The organism is Methylobacterium durans (assembly GCF_003173715.1).
In the GTDB taxonomy this organism is placed as follows: Bacteria; Pseudomonadota; Alphaproteobacteria; order Rhizobiales; family Beijerinckiaceae; genus Methylobacterium; species Methylobacterium durans.
Genome location: NZ_CP029550.1, coordinates 4,231,952 through 4,248,874 on the forward strand (window position 1 = coordinate 4,231,952; position 16,923 = coordinate 4,248,874).

Below are 16,923 nucleotides of genomic sequence, written 5' to 3' on the forward strand. Positions count from 1 at the left end.
CCACTGAGCTTCGCTGCCTCCCTCCGCCCTCGCGGGAGAAAAGCTACCTATCGGTCCCGGCTCGCAAGGTGCTCAGCGAGCTGACCTGTGGATCCGCTATATCACCCGAGATCGTACGTCTCGCATGCGTACTCGCGAGGTCCGCAAAGGGTGGGAGGTGGAGATCGGCTTGGCGCCCGCAAGCGGTCGTTCCGCCTTGCGCCCATTGCTGCCGTCCAGCCGTTCCGGACGGCATCTCCAAAGCGGTCATTCGCCGATTGGGCGTTATGGAGCGGGTGAGCGCTTCTTGCTGCGCCAGCATGGCGTACGCAGTGTGTCGAAGTCCGGTTCTGCAAGATCAATCAGCCGGCAGGCTGTTCAGCTTGTGAAAGCGGCAGCAGTAAACGCCTGATGCAGCCTTTCAACAGAACGGTAGTAGTACGTCAGCGTATAAGTCTGAACCCTTGATGACCTGCGCGCCCCATGAAAGCTTGGCCGCATCTCGCTTACTTGGAGGCGTGACCATGTCGCGAACCTGGCGCTCGCTCGCAACGGCACTCCTGTGCGCCGCCGGGCTGCAGGCCACTCCAGACGCGCAGGCCGCCGAGTCGGCCCAAGGCGTCTACCTGCTCGGCTTTCGCGGTCCGCTCGCCGGCGTGACCCCGCCGCCGGGCTTCTACTTCGAGAACGACGCCTTCTTCTACCAGGGCGACCTCGGTGGGGGGCGCGTCTTTCAGAGTGGCGGTGTCGTCGCGTCCCGGGTCAAGCTCGATACCTACCTCGGCGTGGCGAACCCGATTTGGATCACGCCAGCGGAAATCTTCGGCGGCTCACTCGGCTTCCAGGTCCTGATCCGGTTACGTCCGTCAATGAGGTGGACTTTCGGGGTGGAATTGGAGCCGCCATCGGTCAGGCAGCCTGTGGTGGAAGTGTCGTGACGCTCTCCTCGATCAACGCCGAAGCAAACCCGGCCATGCCCTCGATCTGCATATAGCGGTGCTGAAGCTGCCACTCGTCGTTGGCCTCCAGAAGCACCGCACCGATCAGGCGTTGGATCGAGTCCGTGTTGGGGAAGATGCCGACCACATCGGCGCGCCGCTTGATCTCCTTGTTGAGGCGTTCCAGCGGGTTCGTGCTGTGAAGCTTGGCCCGATGCTGGAGCGGGAAAGTCAGGTAGGCCAGCACGTCCTCGCACGTGGCCTCGATGAAGACCTTCAGCTTCGGCCAGCGGTTGTGCAGTTGCTCGCCCAGGTGCTGAAGGGCGGCCCGGGCGGCGTCCTGATCGGGCTGCTGGAAGGCGTGGCGCAGGCCGGCAGCCACCATGGTCTGCTGGGTGCGCGGCACGTAAGCCAGCGCGTTCCGGGTCCAATGAACGCGGCAGCGTTGCCAGGTCGCCTTCAGCATCCGGCGGATGGCCGCCTTGAGCCCCTCGTGGGCATCCGAGATGACGAGCTGCACGCCCGAGAGCCCGCGCTTGACCAAGCTCCGCAGAAAGTCTGTCCAGAACACCTCGGCCTCGGAGGGACCGATGTGCAGGCCGACGATCTCGCGCCGGCCTTCGGTGTCCACCGCGACGGCGACTATGGCAGCGACAGAGACGATGCGACCGCCCTCGCGCACCTTCAGGTAGGTGGCATCGAGCCAGAGATAGGGCCACGCACCCGAGAGCGGACGCGTCAGGAAGGCTCCGACGCGCTCGTCGATCTCCTTGCACAGCTTCGACACCGAGGACTTGGAGATGCCCGACAGGCCCATGGCCTGCACCAAGTCGTCCACGCGCCGGGTCGAGACGCCGGCGATCCACGCCTCCTGGATCACGGCGACCAGCGCCTTCTCGACCGTGCGGCGCGGCTCCAGGAAGCCGGGGAAGTAGCTGCCGGTCCGCAGCTTGGGGATCTTCAGGTTGAGTGAGCCGAGCCGTGTGTCGAGGCTGCGCTCGCGATAGCCGTTGCGGTAGGTGCTGCGTTCGCCTGTGCGCTCGTAGCGGCCCGCGCCGATCAGGCCCTCCACGTCGGCCTCCATCAGGATCTGCAGGACCGTCTCGGCCAACGAGCGCAGGAAGTTGCCGTCGTCAGCCTTCTGCAGCGCCTCGATCAGTGCCACTCTGTCGTCGGTCATCGGGTGCTCCCGGCTCAGGTTGAAGTCCGCAAACTCCACCTTAGCCGCCGGCCCCGATGGCCACCCCAATCCCCACCGAAACGGTCCCGGAAATTACACCTCGTCCGTGGACGCTACCCCTGATCCCGTACGGGACGCCCGCTGTCGATGCTCAGGCTGTTCTGTTCTCGCCGCGCGTCGACCGCATCATCGCCGGCCGCGAGCGCGATGCCGCCTTCAACATCGGCGACATCTACGCCTCATCCTTCGTCGGCTGGCACTCAGGCAACTTCCACTGGAACGTGACGCTGACAGGCGTCATCCCGTCCGGCTCCTACGAGACCGGCCAGCTGTCCAACATCTCCCTCAACCGCCCGGCGCTCGACCTCTCCGGGGCGCTCACCTACCTCGACCCGGTCCTCGGCTACGAGCTCTCGGTCATTCCGGGCATCACCTTCAACTGGATCAATCCGGCTACCCAGTACCTGACCGGCACCGAGTTCCACCTGGAGTGGTCGGCCTCGAAGTATCTGACCAAGGAGCTGACGGTCGGGTTCGTCGGCTACTTCTACGACCAGCTCACCGGCGACAGCGGCTCGGGCAACCGCATCGGCCCTTTCAAGGGGCGGGTGACGGCGCTAGGCGGTCAGATCGGCTACACGTTCAAGCTCGGCGAGATCCCGGTCTCAGCGAGCGTGCGGGTGCTGCGCGAGATCGACACGCAGAACCGCTTCGAGGGCACTGCCACCTGGCTGACTGTAGCCGCCCCGCTCTGGGTCGCGCCGCCCAAGCCGGCGCCCGAGCCCAGAGCGATCGTCGCGAAGAACTGAGACCTGGCGACTGACCCGAACGGCTTCCACCAGACGGCTCAGAGCGTGGCGCTCGTGCTGCGGGTGACGGGCGGCGGCGACCAGGATCCGTTGAGCACGGCGTCCTTCGGCCAGTAGGTCCGCAGCATCAGCACGAACGGTCCCTTCGGCGCTGGCAGCCAGTTCGACTCCCGCTGCGCGCCGGGGCTCTCGGTCTGGATGAAGAGATCAACCGAGCCGTCCGGGTTGGCCTTGAGGTCGTCGCGCGGGCTCACCGAGTAGCGGTTGATCGGGTTGTCGACGAAGAAATAGTCCGCGTCGTACATCGTCAGCGACCAGAACCCGTTGACGGGCGGCAGCTCGCCTTCCGGGAAGCGCATCACGTACTTCGAGGTCCCGTTCAGGCGCCGGCCCGCCGCATCGACCGTGGTCAGGGGGTAGACCGCGTCCTGCGGCAGGTTGCAGCCGAGCCCCACCGCCGTGACGAGCGCGCGCTGCAGGTAGTCCTTGCCGTAGTCGCCGCCGTCGGTCGTGAAGGTCCAGCCGTTCACGTGGCTGCCCGTCTCCTTCAGGTGCCCCATGATGCGGGCAAGCGCCTGCCGGGGTGCCTGCTCGATGGCCGCCCGGACGGCGGGCGGCTGGCGGCTCGGGTCGAAGGGCTGGCCGGGCACGATGCCGAGCGAGGCCATCTTGGCGACCGGAACCCCGTCCGCGAGCGCGGGAGGGTTGTCCTTCATCAGGGCGGCCATGAGGTTGAAGTAGGTCGTCGCGTCCATGCGGTTGACCTGCTCGCGCACGGCCATCTTCGTGTCGATGCCGGGATCGACCCGGCCTGCCGGCGGCGTGTACGACCGGCCGGCTGCGCTCGCTGGAACGAGCTTGTACTGGTCCTGCACGGCGTGCACGACCTTGTAGTCCTCGGGCGTGCCCGTGCAGTAGGTCCGGCCGAGGATCCAGACCAGGCTGGTGGGAGCCTGGATCAGCTTGGCGCCGGCGGGCACGCTGCCGCTCCAGCCGGGGCCTGCGATGAAGTAGGTCTGCGGCCCCGTCCCGGTGGTGCGCTTGCCCGGCACCGCGAAGACGTTCGTCCAGGCGCTGAGCATCGGCATGAGGAAGTAGCGCCCGTCCTCATCCGGGATGCTGAGGATGTAAGGTTCCCGGCCAACGTCGAGGAAAGCGCTGGAGTAGAGGGTGTCCGCGTTGGGCGCGGTGACGGCGCGGAACTTCGCGTCCGGGTACTCCCGCAGGTTGGCGAACTGGCCCATCGGGGCGTTCTTACCTTCGGGTGCGGCCACATTGGTGAGGACGCGGCGGGTCATCTCCATGGTGACGAGAGGATAGCCGTAGACGTAGGCGTCGGTCGCCAGCTCCAGGGGATCAGCCACCGCGTTGTTGCTGATGAGAGGTGCGTCCTGTGCTGTGCTCTGAGCCTGGGCGAGCGGCAGGCCCGAGCCAGCGAAGGGAAGCGTGGCAGCGCCCGCGGTGAAGATCCGTCTGGTGACATCCATGACCGCCTCCTGTGAATGGCCGGCTCGGACAGATCACTTCAGGTAAACCTGATCGTCGTGCCGGTGGCCGAAGGGCCCATCATCATCCACTCGCGCAGCGCGAGGTCAGGGAGGCGGTGCAGCACAAGGCGCTGCCGTTTACCGGCCGGCTTGGCCCATCGAAGTCGCCTCGTGCGAACAAAGCGCACAGGAATGCTGCGCTTCAGAGCATGGTACGGCAAGGGTTCGTAGCAAACGGACGGGAGAGCTGCCGGAAAGAATGTTGGCGGCTCAGGGCAGCCAGCGCTGCCGGACGCGCCGTTCCAATAGGGCTTGCCCTAACGGAACGTTCCGCTAGCCGACGTACCTCGTTCCGTACAAGTCGCCTGGCATTTTGGAGCAGCTGACACATCGACGTATCAGACCCTTTTGAAACGTCGGCTCCGAAAGCCTGCCAAGGGACGCAATGACACAAAAGGGCTTTAGCTTAGAGCTGTTGCCGCTCAGACTGGGTCGTCGGCGTCATAACCTGCGGCTGCGAGATAGTTTCGGCACTCGTCGGGTTTGAAGCAGGTGAAGGCCCCCCGGATAGCGGCCCACAGGTCCGGGACGGTTCGGACTGCCGCCGTGCGTAGCAACGCCTTCAGCTTCGCGAAGGCGTTCTCGATCGGGTTGAAGTCGGGGCTGTAGGGCGGCAGGTAGAGCAGGCTCGCCCCGGCCGCTTCGATGAGGTGCCGGATGCCGGCGACCTTGTGGGCGGCGAGGTTGTCCATCACCACCGTCTCGCCCGGCCGGAGCGCTGGCACGAGGACGTCGGCCACATAGGCTCGAAAGCGCCTGCCGTTCGTGGCTCCGTCCATCAACTCAAGGGCGAAGGGGCCGCTCGCCCGCAGGGCCGCCGTGACCGTGGTGGTTTTATAGTGGCCGTGAGGAACTGCGATACGGCAGCGCTGCCCGCGCGGCGCCCGCCCTTAGCGCCGCTCCATGTTGGTGGCGGCTGCGGTCTCGTCCAGGAACACGTCGCGGTCCGGATCGAGGTCGAGCTGGCCCTCGAACCGCCGCTCGCGCCTCCATCACGTCTGGGCGGTTCTGCTCAGCCGCGTGGAGCGCCCTTTTTTGCGGCTGATGCCGTGGCGCTTGAAGAAGCGCGATAGCCCGCTCAGGCTCACTGTGGCGCCGTGTTCCTGCAAGGTCGCCCGCACCTCGCGCAGGTAGGCTTGAGACCGGTCCTCAAGGGTCTGCAGGATCAGGGCCGCATGGGCCTCGGTTCGATGCGAGTGCCGGTCGCCGCCCATCGGCTTGGCAGCGATCTCGCCGTCCGCCCTGAAGCGAGCGTGCCAGCGGATCGCGCTCGCCTTGCCCACGCCGAACCGCTCCGCCGCCTGTCGGCACGAGGCGCCCGCCTCAATAGCGGCGATCACCCGCTCGCGAAGATCCTGCGACAGGGCTGCAACCATGGTGCTTCTCCGTGATCCGAACACCATGGAGTCACAGCAACGGCCACCACGCTACCCCGGCCGACTCAGACTGACCGGCAACAGCTCTAGTCTGTTGGGTTGCTCGAACGCCGCCAGTACGCCTTCGACTGAACTCGGCCGGCAGCTATGCGCCGATTGTGTTGAAAAACTCGGGTGTTGCGGCGGTAGTCGTGAGGTGATTCACTTCTGTCGAGAGACGGAGACCGAAGCAGATGATGGGACCTCGGCAAGTCGAGCAGGGTGCCCTGTTCTACGAGTTCTCGCTCGATACACATATCCCAGCCGACCATCTGCTGCGCGCCATCGACCGCTTCGTTGACCTGTCGGGTCTACGCGCGCACCTGCAGCCGTTCTACAGCTCGACGGGCCGGCCCTCGGTCGACCCCGAGTTGATGATCCGCATGCTGCTCATCGGCTACTGCTTCGGCATCCGATCCGAGCGCCGCCTGTGCGACGAGGTCCACCTCAATCTCGCCTATCGCTGGTTCTGCCGGCTCGGGCTCGACGGCCGGGTGCCGGACCATTCGACCTTCTCCAAGAACCGCCATGGCCGCTTCCGCGACAGCGACCTGCTGCGCTGCTTGTTCGAGACCGTGCTCGCCCGCTGCATCGCCGAGGGGCTCGTGGGCGGCGAGGGCTTCGCGGTCGACGCCAGCCTTATCAAGGCTGATGCCAACCGGCAGAAGGGTGTTGAGGGTACGAACGGCCTGCCACCCGAGAGCGTCAGCCGCGCCGCCCGGGAGTACCTGGCTGTGCTCGACGACGCCGCGTTCGGAGCTGCGACGCCGGTCGTGCCTAAGCTCGTTTCCCCCGCCGACCCGGCCGCGCGCTGGACGGGTGCGGACGGTGGGCTGGCCTACTTCGCCTACGCGGCCAACTACCTGATCGACCTCGACCACGCGGTCATCGTGGACGTCGAGCCGACCACCGCGATCCGGCAGGCCGAGGTCACGGCCGCCAAGCGCATGATCGTGCGCTCGCGCGAGCGCTTCGACCTCTACCCGGCCCGGCTCGCCGGTGACAGCGGTTACGGCTCGGCCGCGATGCTGGGCTGGCTCGCCCACGAGCAGGGCATCGAGCCGCACATCCCCGTCTTCGATAAGTCCGAGCGCCGCGACGGCACCTTCAGCCGGTCGGCCTTCACCTACGACCCTGGCGCCGACGCCTACACCTGCCCGGCCGGCAAGCACCTGCGGCAACGCCAGAAGGTCTATCGGTCACCGCCCCCGCTCGTCGACGCAGACGGGATGCTGCGCTACCGCGCGAGCAAGTACGACTGCGAAGCTTGCGCGCTGAAGCCACGATGCTGCCCCAACGCATCCGCCCGCAAGATCCCACGCTCGATCCACGAGGGCGCCCGGCAGATGGCGCGCGACATCTGCGCCTCGGAGGCGGGCCGTACCTCGCGGCGTGAGCGCAAGAAGGTCGAGATGCTGTTTGCCCACCTTAAGCGGATCCTGCGGCTGGATCGGCTTCGGTTGCGGGGGCCAGACGGGGCCCGAGACGAGTTCCACCTCGCGGCCGCCGCCCAGAACCTACGGAAGCTGGCCAAGCTGATCCCGCTGGGGCAGCCGAGCCTAGCCTGACCGGCTGGCGGGAGCCCCCCCGGCCAAGCACCCGGTCAAATCTCAATCCAGGCCAACCGCGAGTTTTTCAACGAAATCCGCCCATCCCTGCCGTTCATACGTCCGAGCCGCTTCTCCGGAGCAGGCACAGAAGAAGGTCGGATCATAAGTCAGGATTGCGGCACTTCCGGACCTTCATATCCAGACCAATGGAGCTGCGCTTCTGGGGTAAAGCCAGACCCTAATGCACCCGGCATCCTCCGGTGGCCTCGACGTCCTCGAGCAGGGCTCGCCTCGGCCGAACGCCGAGCCAAGCGGGACGTTGACCAAGCCTCTAAGCTGGAGGCCACCATGTCGAAGCTCACCACCGACGAGCGGGAGGACATCCCGAAGAGCAAGTTCGCCCTGCCGGAGGAGCGCAAGTACCCCATCGAGGACAAGGCCCACGCCCGCAACGCCAAGGCCCGCGCCGCCCAGCAGGCGAAGGCCGGAAACCTGTCCGCGGCGGATAAGAGGAAGGTCGACGCCAAGGCGGACCAAGTCCTGAAAGGGCGGTAGGATGACCATTGCAGGGCCGACCGAGCCGTTGCCTCAGGGTTATTCCCGCAAACGGCCCGGGTTCTCCCCGATAGGCCCTGACCACACTTCCTCATAGCTTCACTGCCACTTCATCACAGGAGGTTGCCATGAACCCTCTGAAGTGGATGACCCTTGGTGCTGTGACCTTGGCTGCCTGGCTGACGCTGGGCTCGCTCGAACGCGGCCTGATCGGCGTCGCGCCCGCTGAGGCTGCCGGAGGCTGCGGCGTCGACTTCCACCGTGGCCCCTACGGCGGCTGCCGGCCGAACTACTACGGCGGTCCCGGGTACTATCGCGGCGGCGTGGTCTACGGCGGGCGCGCCGTCTACGGAGGCCGAGCCGTCTATGGCCGGCGTGTCTACGGAGGGCGGGTCTATCGTGGGGGCGCCTACCGCGCGGGCGGGTTCCGAGGAGGTCGGGTCGTGGGCTTCCATGGTGGCCGCGGCTTCCACGGTGGCGGCCGCTTCCATCGGTAGCTCCGCAACGGTGTCTCACGCTTCGGCGAGGGTTCGCTCCGGAACCGCCGCGACGACCCGGATGCCGCCGTCCTGGCGTGAGACACTCAGCGTGCCGCCCAGCGCCGCGATACGGTCTCGCATGCCCCGGATGCCGGTCCCCTCAACGATGGGCGAGGCGCTCGGGGCTCCGTCCGGGGCTGCTCCGTCCTCAACCGTCAACTCCAAGAACCGCATTCCGACGCCCTGCAGGACGACCCGGGCGGCCTTGGTCGTGGAGTGGCGCTGCACGTTGGTGAGGGCCTCCTGCGCGACGCGATAGAGCGCGAGCTCGACCTCGGGAGCCCAGCGCCGGCCCACCAAGCCGTCCGCGACGGACACGGTCACCTGCACCCCCGCCCGCCGGCTGAACCCATCCGCGAGGGTCTGAAGGGCGGTCCCCAAGCCTGCCTCGTCGAGGAGGGCCGGGTAGAGCACGTAGGAAAGCGTCCGCAGTTCCGTCACGCTGGCGTCGACGAGCGCCCGCGCCTGCGCCAGGGCAGCACGGACCTTCGGTGGCGGGTCGACAAGGCCACGCTCGGCGACCCCGAGTTCGAACCCTGCGGCGATCAGGTTCTGTCCGGTCGTGTCGTGAAGCTCGCGCGCGATGCGCCGGCGCTCGTTGTCCTCACGGTGGAGGGCATCCTCGGTGAAGCGGCGCAAGCCGTCGCCGAGCGTCCCGTCGCCGGAAAGGTCCGTGGCCGCGCCGTAGATGTAGCCCTCGTGGCCGGCATCGCGAAGCGGGACGAGGACGGTGCTCCAGACGAACCGTCTGTCTCCGAGCCGAGTCTCGCGTTCAATGCGCCGCGTCTTTCCGGAGGCAAGCACCGAGCGATAGTCGGCCTCGACGCGCTCGGCCTCCTCCGGAGGGAAGAGTTCCTGGGTCGTTCGCCCGATCAGTCGCGCGGACGGCACACCCCATTCAGGGTCCTCGCTGAACGTGAGTGCCTCCAGCACGAACTGGCCGTTCGGCTTGAGCGCGATGATGAACTGTACGTCGGACGACCCGGCGACGAGATCCGTCAGGGCGGTCTGCTGTCGAAGGTAGCGGCGCAGGCGGCGGCGAGCGGCCGGGAATGCGAGCACCGGGACCAGAAGGAGCAGGGCCACACCGGCGCCGGCTCGAAGGACCTCCTCGCGCCAGCGTTCGAGCGCTCCCGAGGTCGACCTGCAGACCGCCACAGAGAGGCTGCCCAAACCGACCGAGACCCGCGACGTGATCCTGTCCGCCGCGCTTCCGTGATCCGCCAATGCGCATGCGGGGTCCCCTGACCGCCCCGTGCGGCCCGGGTCATTTTCCAGGGTGGACACCGTCCAATCGACCAGGTGCCGGCCATCGGCACCGAGTAGGCTGACCGTGTTCGACCTACCGGCTCCCAGTCCCTGAAACACGGTTCGGAGCAGGTCGACGCTGACGCCCGCCGCAACGATGCCTCGGAACTCCCCGCCCGCCGAGGACAGGCGTCGGCTCATCGGAAGGACGAGGCCCTGCATAAACGGGGTGGGTCTGGGCGCGCCCACGAACAAGCCGGCGTCCCGCTCCCGCTGCGCGTGGAAATAGTCCCGGTCCGCCACGCTCAACCCTTGCAGTTTCGGGCTGTGGACCAACACGTCCCCGTTCGGACGGGCGAAGGCGAGGAGCAGGTATGGCGACCCCCGCTCATTGTTGGAGCAGACCAGGGATGGGCAAATCTTGTCGTCGGTGATGCGGTCGATGTCCTTTTCGACCGCGATCTCCGTTAGCCTTCTCAGGACGACGTCGACGACGCCGAAGGTGCTCTCGGTGAACCGTGCGCTGGATGCGGCCACATGCGCGACCTCATCCCGTGCCGTCGCAAGAGCCGCGTCATGGGCCCGTATCGCCCAAAGCGTTGTCGGAACGGCGAGCATCGCCGCGAATGCCGACCAGACGCCCAGGAACAGGGCAGGCGTCAGCAGACGCGCACTCATCCATGATCCGGAAGGCCAGCCGAACGTGGCTGCCGGCCCATCCGGGCCGGGCTTTCTCCTACCCTCGGCCCGGCTCGGTTCCACGGGAACACCTCCCTGTCGGCCAATCCTCCGGCACGCCGTCCTACCCTCAGATTGCGCAGCGTGCGTACGTATACCCTAAGGTTGAATGGTGTAGCAGTCGGTTAATAAACCCTGATGACTTTGCAAGGATTCCCGCGTTGAGGCGGTCTCGGACCGCATCAGGCCGGCTTACGCCGGCACCCCCGAACTATCCACCGGCGCTCGTGTAGACCGCGGCAGCGCGAACACATCAGGGTTCCAATCCACCCCTCTCGGGGTTTACCCTGATTGCCAGAGCCCACGCCAGATAGGGAAGTTACGGCTTGGATACGAAGTAGCACCCGGGGAGGTAAGGATGGGGTCCTTCGCGCGGCGTCTCGTCGGAAGCCTCGCACTGGCGTCCGCGCTCGCTCCCGTCCCCGACGCAAGGGCCGCCGAGGGCGGCCTCAGCTTCTACGTCGAGGGTCAGGCGGTGCCGCTCGGCGGCATCGTGCCGCCGCAGGGCCTCTACTTCGATAGCACCACCTACTTCTACAGCGCTCGGATCGGCGGCAATCGTCAAACCCAGATCGGCGGCAACGTCATATCCAATGCGAAGGTGAACCTCGTTGCCGACTTCGTGACTGCGCTCTGGGTCACGCCGGTCAACGTCCTCGGCGGCGACCTAGGGTTCGCCTTCGTGATGCCGTTCGGGGAGCCGGCCGTGCGCGCTGGCGTCCTCCTGAACGGGCCACTGATCAACCAAGTGGTCGGTCGCCCGATCGGCATCGGTGCGAGCGACCGGGACTTCAATTTCGGTGACCCCATCGTGTCGGCCACGCTCGGCTGGCACTCCGGCAACTGGCACTGGAAGCTCTCGGGCGTGCTCAGCATCCCAGCGGGCGCCTACGAGCCCGGGCAGCTCTCGAACGTCGCCCTGAACCGCTACATCGGCGACATCTCTGCCGCCGCGACCTACCTCGATCCGGTGCAGGGCTACGAACTTTCCGCGTCGGCCGGCTTCACGCTCAACGGCACGAACCCGTCCACGCGCTACAACACCGGCGACGAGTTTCACATCGACGTCTCGGCCTCGAAGTACCTCTCCAAGGAGGTGTCGGTTGGCGTCATCGCCTCGCACTACCTGCAGATCACCGGCGATAGCGGTCCCGGCGCCCGGCTCGGCCCCTTCAAGGGACGCGTGACGGCCGTTGGAGGGACCATCGGCGTGACGGGCGAGTTCGGGAAGATCCCGGTCACCGCCCGGATCAAGGTACTGCGCGAGGTCGAGGTGGAGAACCGCTTCCAGGGTACCATTGGCTTCTTCCAGGTGTCCTTCCCGCTGTGGGTCGCCCCTCCGAAGCCAGTACCGGAACCCAGGCCGCTGGCGACGAAGTTTTGAGCGTGCGTCCCGGCTGATGGAGGAACCGTAGCGGTGGCACCGAGGCTTGCCGAGGGCAGGCATTGGGCGCTTGATACCGCAATCCGCGAGCCCATCGCCCGTCCCGGGGCGGTGGGTGTTCGGCATGCCCGGGAGCTACGCGGGAGGTCGATATCTCGTGACGGTGACCATCCTGATCGTGGACGACCACATCGCCATCCGGCGCGGCGTCCGGGCCATCCTGGAGGGGCGCGGCGGCTTTGAGGTCGCCGCCGAGGCTGGTAACGGGGCCAAGGCCATCGACCTCGCGGCGCGGCACAAGCCGGACGTGGCGGTCATCGACTACTCTTTGCCGGCCATGAACGGATCGCAACTGACCAGGCGCCTGCGGGAGGCCAGCCCACGCACCGAGGTGCTGGTCTATACGATGCACGAGAGCGACGCACTGGTGCGGGACGTGCTCGGCGCCGGCGCACGCGGGTACCTCCTGAAATCGGACGCCGACCAGCACCTGATCGCCGCCGTCGAGGCGCTGGCCCACCAACAGCCCTACTTCACCGGCCGCGTGAACGAGACCCTGCTCGCCCACTACCTGGCCCATCGGGGCGAGAGCTCGCAGCTCGACGCGTTGACCTGCCGCGAACGCGAGGTGGTGCAGCTCATCGCGGAGGGCAATTCGAGCAAACAGGTCAGCGCGGCGCTCGCCATCAGCCTGAAGACCGTCGAGACCCACAGGGCGTCCGCCATGCACAAGCTTGGCCTGGAGACGACGGCCGCCCTGGTGCGCTACGCCGTGCGGAACAAGCTGGTGGAGCCCTAAGGGCAATTTCCTGCCCTTCCCAGGCATATCCGGTGCTCAAATCAGGGTTTCGCCCGATAGTTCGGGCGCACTTCACCCCCTAAGGTTGCCGCAAGTTAACGGCTGAAGCTTTCGCAAGACGAGCGACCGACTTCACCGAGCGGGCATCATGACGGGGAGATGTCGATGCGGGTGCATTGCCGCACGCTGTGCATTGCTGTCGCCGCTTCTCTCTATTCAACCACGACACAGACGGCGCGGTCGGCGCCCTTGAGTCCGTCCGTCATCGTACCGCCGACGGAGTCCGCCACCGAATTTATCGCGCAGCGCCGCGCCTTCAGAGGCGGTTTCGCAGGGCGCGGCCGGTTCGGCGGCTACGGCCGGGGTATTGCTCGCCCCAGGTTCGACGGCGGGGGCGTCCGGCGGCGCGGGATCGCGGGTGGGTACGGACCGAGGCCCGGCTGGCACGGAGGCGGTGTGCAGCGACGCGGTGTCGTCGTGCGCCGAAACGTCATGGTCGGCGGTGCCTACCGGCCCTTCGGCGCCTGGTGGCCGGCTGGCGGTGCCATCGCCGCCGGAACCGCCCTCGGTTTCGTTGGCGCGGCGACAGCAGCAGCCTGGGCGGGGGCCCCGCCGGCACCTGGCTACTGCTGGTTCTACACCGATTCCTCTCGAACGCAGGGCTTTTGGGATCGCTGCCCGGCTTGAGCGCAGGAGGCTTCCATGGACATCCGAAAGTGCAGTGCCGAGGCCATCGGCACCTTCTGGCTGAGCTTCGCGGGCTGCGGCAGCGCCGTCATCGCGGCAGCCTTCCCGCAAGTCGGCATCGGCCTCGTCGGGGTTTCCCTCGCCTTCGGCCTGACCGTGGTCACGATGGCCTACGCCATCGGCCACATCTCGGGCTGCCACCTCAACCCGGCCGTGACCTGCGGGCTCGCGGCCGGCGGGCGGTTCCCCGCGCATGACATCGCGCCTTACGTGACCTCCCAGGTCATCGGAGGCGTCATAGGCGCTGCGGTGCTCTACGCCATCGCGAGCGGTGCGCCGGACTTCGATTTGGCGAAGGGCTTTGCCGCCAACGGTTACGGCGAGCACTCGCCCGGACGCTACGGCCTGCTCTCGTGCCTCCTGGCCGAGGTGGTGCTCACCATGATGTTCCTGTTCGTGATCATGGGGGCGACGCACGGCAAGGCGCCGGTCGGCTTTGCGCCGCTGGCCATTGGGCTCTGCCTGACGCTCGTGCACCTCGTGGGCATCCCAGTCACCAACCTCTCGGTCAATCCGGCCCGCAGCACCGGGCCAGCCCTGTTTGCGGGCGGCTGGGCCATAGCGCAGCTCTGGCTATTCTGGGTCGCGCCAGTGCTCGGCGGCGTCCTTGGCGGCATCCTCTACCGCTGGCTGAGCGAGCAGCCCTCGGCTCAGATCACCGGGATGGTGCCCCCCGCCCCAGCGGAGTGAGCGCACGACGAACCCTCTCCAAGCCATTTAGGGGAGCGACCGATGTCGAGTGCGACCGTCCTCGTCCAAGCTGCCGTGCCTCAAGCAGGCGGGGGCATGGTCTTCGTGCCGGGCGGAACCTTCCGCATGGGCTCGGACCGTCACTACCCGGAGGAGGCGCCCGTCCATCAGGTCACCGTCGACGGCTTCCGGATCGACCGCACGCCCGTCACCAACGGCCAGTTCCGGGCCTTCGTACGGGCCACCGGCCACGTGACAGTCGCAGAGCGGAAGCCGAAGGCGGAGGACTATCCGGGCGCGCTGCCACACATGCTGCAAGCCGGGTCCTTGGTCTTCAAGCCGCCCAAGCGGCCTGTCGACCTCCGGGACTTCAGTGCGTGGTGGCGGTTCAAGGCCGGCGTGCACTGGCGGCGACCTTACGGCCCCGGCTCCTCCATCGCTGGGCTCGACGACCACCCGGTGGTCCACGTTGCCTACGCCGACGCCGAGGCCTACGCGGCCTGGGCCGGCAAGGAACTGCCGACCGAGGCCGAATGGGAATACGCGGCGCGCGGCGGGCTCGACGGGGCGGAGTTCGCCTGGGGCGACGAGCTCGCGCCGAATGGTCGGCACATGGCCAACACTTGGCAAGGCGCCTTCCCGAACGAGAACCTGGCCGCCGATGGCTACGAGCGCACCTCGCCGGTCACGGCCTTCCCGCCGAACGGCTACGGGCTCCACGACATGATCGGCAACGTCTGGGAGTGGACGACCGACTGGTTCGCGCAACGGCATCAGGCTGATGCTCCAAAGGCCTGCTGCATCCCCCAGAACCCCCGCGGCGGCCGAGAGGACGGCAGCTACGACCCCAACCAGCCCGCAATCCGCATCCCCCGCCGGGTGGTTAAGGGCGGCTCGCACCTATGCGCCCCGAACTATTGCCGCCGCTACCGCCCGGCCGCGCGCCATCCGCACCCGGTCGACACCTCCACCAGCCATATCGGCTTCCGGTGCGTCATAAGGAGTGGGTCATGACCGAGCCCGTGTCGTCCCAGGTAGCCGCCGACGAGCGTCGATCCGCGGCCGTGAACCGCAGGGCCATGCTGCTGCGGGGCACCGCGCTGGTTGCGGCCACCCTCGGTGGCGCGACTGGGGCTTACGCGCAGCAGCCTCAACCCCAGCCCCGCCCAGCCACGCCGACGCGCTCGGGGACGGCGAGCAGGCCGCCCAATATCCTCGTGATCTTCGGGGACGATATCGGCCAGACCAACCTCAGCGCCTACTCGTTCGGGCTGATGGGCTACCGCACGCCGAACATCGACCGGATCGCCAAGGAAGGCATGATGTTCACCGACTACTATGCCGAGCAGAGCTGCACGGCGGGTCGGTCGACCTTCATCACCGGCCAGTGCACGCTGCGCACCGGGCTCTCGAAGGTCGGCATGCCGGCGGCGACGGTCGGCCTGCAGGCGCGGGACGCCACGATCGCGGAGCTTCTCAAGCCTCTCGGCTATGCCACGGGACAGTTCGGCAAGAACCACCTCGGCGATCGCAACGAGTACCTCCCGACGGTGCACGGCTTCGACGAGTTTTTCGGCAACCTCTACCACCTTAACGCCGAGGAGGACCCGGAATCCCGCACCTATCCGCGCGACCCGCGCTTCCGTGAGGCGCTCGGCCCGCGAGGCGTCCTGCGTTGCAAGGCCTCCGACCGGGACGATCCGACCGAGCAGCCGCGCTGGGGCCGGGTGGGCAAGCAGACCATCGAGGACACCGGCCCGCTCACCAAGAAGCGCATGGAGACGATCGACGACGAGACCTCGGCGGCGGCCATCGAATACATCCAGCGTCAGGCGCGGGCGAATACGCCCTTCTTCTGCTGGTACAACACGACCCGGATGCACTTCCGCACACATGTGCAGGAGGCGCATCGTGACCAGCCTGGCTTGAAGTCCAGGACCGAGTATGCAGACGCCATGATCGAGCACGATGCCGTGGTCGGCAACATCCTCAAAGCAATAGATGACCTCGGCATCGCGAACGACACCATTGTGCTCTACACGACGGACAACGGCCCGCACCAGAACTCCTGGCCCGATGCCGGAACGACGCCGTTCCGCAGCGAGAAGAACACCAACTGGGAAGGCGCGTTCCGCGTGCCCTGCATGGTCCGCTGGCCGGGCCGTATCCAGCCCGGCTCGGTCTCGAACGACATCGTCAGCGGCCTTGACTGGCTGCCCACATTTCTCGCCGCGGCCGGAGAGCCGGACATCAAGGGCAAGCTGCTCAACGGCTATCAGGCCGCCGGCAAGACCTTCAAGGTTCACCTCGATGGCTACAATCAGCTGCCGTACCTCACCGGCCAGCAGCCGGAGAGTGCCCGCAAGGAGTTCATCTACTTCAACGACGACGGGGATCTCGTGGCCATGCGCTACGAGAACTGGAAGCTCGTCTTCGAGGAGCAGCGCGCCACGGGGACAATGCGCATCTGGGCCGAGCCCTTCACCAAGCTGCGGGTTCCCAAGACTTTCGATCTGCGGGCTGACCCCTACGAGCGCGCCGACGTCACGTCGAACTCCTACTACGACTGGTTCATGTCGAACCCGGCCCCGTTCCTGGCTTCGCAATCCGTGATCGGGCCGTTCCTGGCGACGTTCAAGGACTATCCCCCAAGCCAGCGCCCATCGAGCTTCAGCATCGATCAACTGGTCGAGAAGATGCAGAGGAGCCTGGAGCCACCGCACTAAGCCGGAGTCGCGTCGGCCCGAGCGAAGGGCGGCCAGCATCCCATCACCCAGTGAGCGGACACCTCGAATCGAGGAGCTT

13 protein-coding genes and 1 pseudogene are annotated in these 16,923 nt (G+C 67.0%); 10 read left to right on the forward strand and 4 right to left on the reverse strand.

The features are described 5' to 3' along the window. Positions 1–503: 503 nt before the first annotated feature. Positions 504–917: a transporter family protein gene (locus DK389_RS19365; RefSeq protein WP_194075092.1), complete on the forward strand. Its 414-nt coding sequence runs from the start codon at positions 504–506 to the stop codon at positions 915–917. Here DK389_RS19365 and DK389_RS19370 read toward each other — a convergent pair. Continuing rightward, positions 889–2,097 carry an IS256 family transposase gene (locus DK389_RS19370; protein ID WP_109890153.1) on the reverse strand — a complete coding sequence of 403 codons (1,209 nt, stop codon included), beginning with the start codon at positions 2,095–2,097 and terminating at the stop codon, positions 889–891. The two genes, DK389_RS19365 and DK389_RS19370, sit on opposite strands and share 29 nt — an antisense overlap. A 56-nt stretch (positions 2,098–2,153) precedes the next feature. Between DK389_RS19370 and DK389_RS19375 the strand changes: the two genes are divergently transcribed. Further along, on the forward strand, positions 2,154–2,906 hold the full coding sequence (locus DK389_RS19375) for a SphA family protein (RefSeq protein WP_236960178.1): 753 nt from the start codon (positions 2,154–2,156) through the stop codon (positions 2,904–2,906). Between the two features lie 38 nt (positions 2,907–2,944). On the opposite strand, the gene DK389_RS19380 is transcribed toward DK389_RS19375, so the two are convergent. Next, on the reverse strand, positions 2,945–4,393 hold the full coding sequence (locus DK389_RS19380; protein ID WP_109891969.1) for a DUF1254 domain-containing protein: 1,449 nt from the start codon (positions 4,391–4,393) through the stop codon (positions 2,945–2,947). A gap of 482 nt (positions 4,394–4,875) precedes the next feature. Next, positions 4,876–5,829 (reverse strand): annotated as a pseudogene (locus tag DK389_RS19390) (IS630 family transposase). Between the two features lie 233 nt (positions 5,830–6,062). Between DK389_RS19390 and DK389_RS19395 the strand changes: the two are divergent. From DK389_RS19395 to DK389_RS19405, 3 genes are all read left to right on the forward strand, one after another. Next, positions 6,063–7,436 carry a transposase gene (locus tag DK389_RS19395; protein WP_109887551.1) on the forward strand — a complete coding sequence of 458 codons (1,374 nt, stop codon included), beginning with the start codon at positions 6,063–6,065 and terminating at the stop codon, positions 7,434–7,436. A 330-nt stretch (positions 7,437–7,766) separates the two neighbouring features. Continuing rightward, a complete protein-coding gene (locus DK389_RS19400) occupies positions 7,767–7,973 on the forward strand; it encodes a DUF6582 domain-containing protein (protein ID WP_109891973.1) in 207 nt (68 codons plus the stop codon). A gap of 128 nt (positions 7,974–8,101) precedes the next feature. Next, the gene (locus DK389_RS19405; protein WP_236960180.1) at positions 8,102–8,470 is read left to right on the forward strand and encodes a GCG_CRPN prefix-to-repeats domain-containing protein; all 369 of its coding nucleotides are present in this window, start codon (positions 8,102–8,104) and stop codon (positions 8,468–8,470) included. Between the two features lie 15 nt (positions 8,471–8,485). Here DK389_RS19405 and DK389_RS19410 read toward each other — a convergent pair whose 3' ends face one another. Continuing rightward, on the reverse strand, positions 8,486–10,438 hold the full coding sequence (locus DK389_RS19410; protein WP_109891975.1) for a histidine kinase: 1,953 nt from the start codon (positions 10,436–10,438) through the stop codon (positions 8,486–8,488). Between the two features lie 418 nt (positions 10,439–10,856). Here DK389_RS19410 and DK389_RS19415 point away from each other — a divergent pair, with 418 nt between their 5' ends. The 5 genes from DK389_RS19415 to DK389_RS19440 all read left to right on the forward strand — a co-directional run bounded on the left by DK389_RS19415 (position 10,857) and on the right by DK389_RS19440 (position 16,844). Further along, positions 10,857–11,882, forward strand: a complete 1,026-nt coding sequence (locus DK389_RS19415) for a SphA family protein (RefSeq protein WP_109891977.1) — start codon at positions 10,857–10,859, stop codon at positions 11,880–11,882. 157 nt (positions 11,883–12,039) lie between these two features. Then, a complete protein-coding gene (locus DK389_RS19420) occupies positions 12,040–12,681 on the forward strand; it encodes a response regulator (RefSeq protein WP_236960182.1) in 642 nt (213 codons plus the stop codon). Positions 12,682–13,383: 702 nt separating this feature from the next. Then, complete coding sequence (gene aqpZ / locus DK389_RS19430) at positions 13,384–14,118, forward strand: aquaporin Z (protein ID WP_109891981.1); 735 nt, start codon at positions 13,384–13,386, stop codon at positions 14,116–14,118. Positions 14,119–14,160: 42 nt separating this feature from the next. Beyond that, positions 14,161–15,132, forward strand: a complete 972-nt coding sequence (locus tag DK389_RS19435; RefSeq protein WP_109891983.1) for a formylglycine-generating enzyme family protein — start codon at positions 14,161–14,163, stop codon at positions 15,130–15,132. Next, on the forward strand, positions 15,129–16,844 hold the full coding sequence (locus DK389_RS19440; protein WP_109891985.1) for an arylsulfatase: 1,716 nt from the start codon (positions 15,129–15,131) through the stop codon (positions 16,842–16,844). The genes DK389_RS19435 and DK389_RS19440 overlap by 4 nt, the downstream gene beginning before the upstream one ends. Positions 16,845–16,923: the final 79 nt, after the last annotated feature.

What these genes read in the sequence shown, in the direction of transcription:
- DK389_RS19365 (WP_194075092.1), top strand. Translation starts at nt 504, where the DNA reads ATGTCGCGAACCTGGCGCTCGCTCGCAACGGCACTCCTGTGCGCCGCC.
- DK389_RS19370 (WP_109890153.1), bottom strand. Translation starts at nt 2,097, where the DNA reads ATGACCGACGACAGAGTGGCACTGATCGAGGCGCTGCAGAAGGCTGAC.
- DK389_RS19375 (WP_236960178.1), top strand. Translation starts at nt 2,154, where the DNA reads ATGGCCACCCCAATCCCCACCGAAACGGTCCCGGAAATTACACCTCGT.
- DK389_RS19380 (WP_109891969.1), bottom strand. Translation starts at nt 4,393, where the DNA reads ATGGATGTCACCAGACGGATCTTCACCGCGGGCGCTGCCACGCTTCCC.
- DK389_RS19395 (WP_109887551.1), top strand. Translation starts at nt 6,063, where the DNA reads ATGATGGGACCTCGGCAAGTCGAGCAGGGTGCCCTGTTCTACGAGTTC.
- DK389_RS19400 (WP_109891973.1), top strand. Translation starts at nt 7,767, where the DNA reads ATGTCGAAGCTCACCACCGACGAGCGGGAGGACATCCCGAAGAGCAAG.
- DK389_RS19405 (WP_236960180.1), top strand. Translation starts at nt 8,102, where the DNA reads ATGAACCCTCTGAAGTGGATGACCCTTGGTGCTGTGACCTTGGCTGCC.
- DK389_RS19410 (WP_109891975.1), bottom strand. Translation starts at nt 10,438, where the DNA reads ATGAGTGCGCGTCTGCTGACGCCTGCCCTGTTCCTGGGCGTCTGGTCG.
- DK389_RS19415 (WP_109891977.1), top strand. Translation starts at nt 10,857, where the DNA reads ATGGGGTCCTTCGCGCGGCGTCTCGTCGGAAGCCTCGCACTGGCGTCC.
- aqpZ (WP_109891981.1), top strand. Translation starts at nt 13,384, where the DNA reads ATGGACATCCGAAAGTGCAGTGCCGAGGCCATCGGCACCTTCTGGCTG.
- DK389_RS19435 (WP_109891983.1), top strand. Translation starts at nt 14,161, where the DNA reads ATGTCGAGTGCGACCGTCCTCGTCCAAGCTGCCGTGCCTCAAGCAGGC.
- DK389_RS19440 (WP_109891985.1), top strand. Translation starts at nt 15,129, where the DNA reads ATGACCGAGCCCGTGTCGTCCCAGGTAGCCGCCGACGAGCGTCGATCC.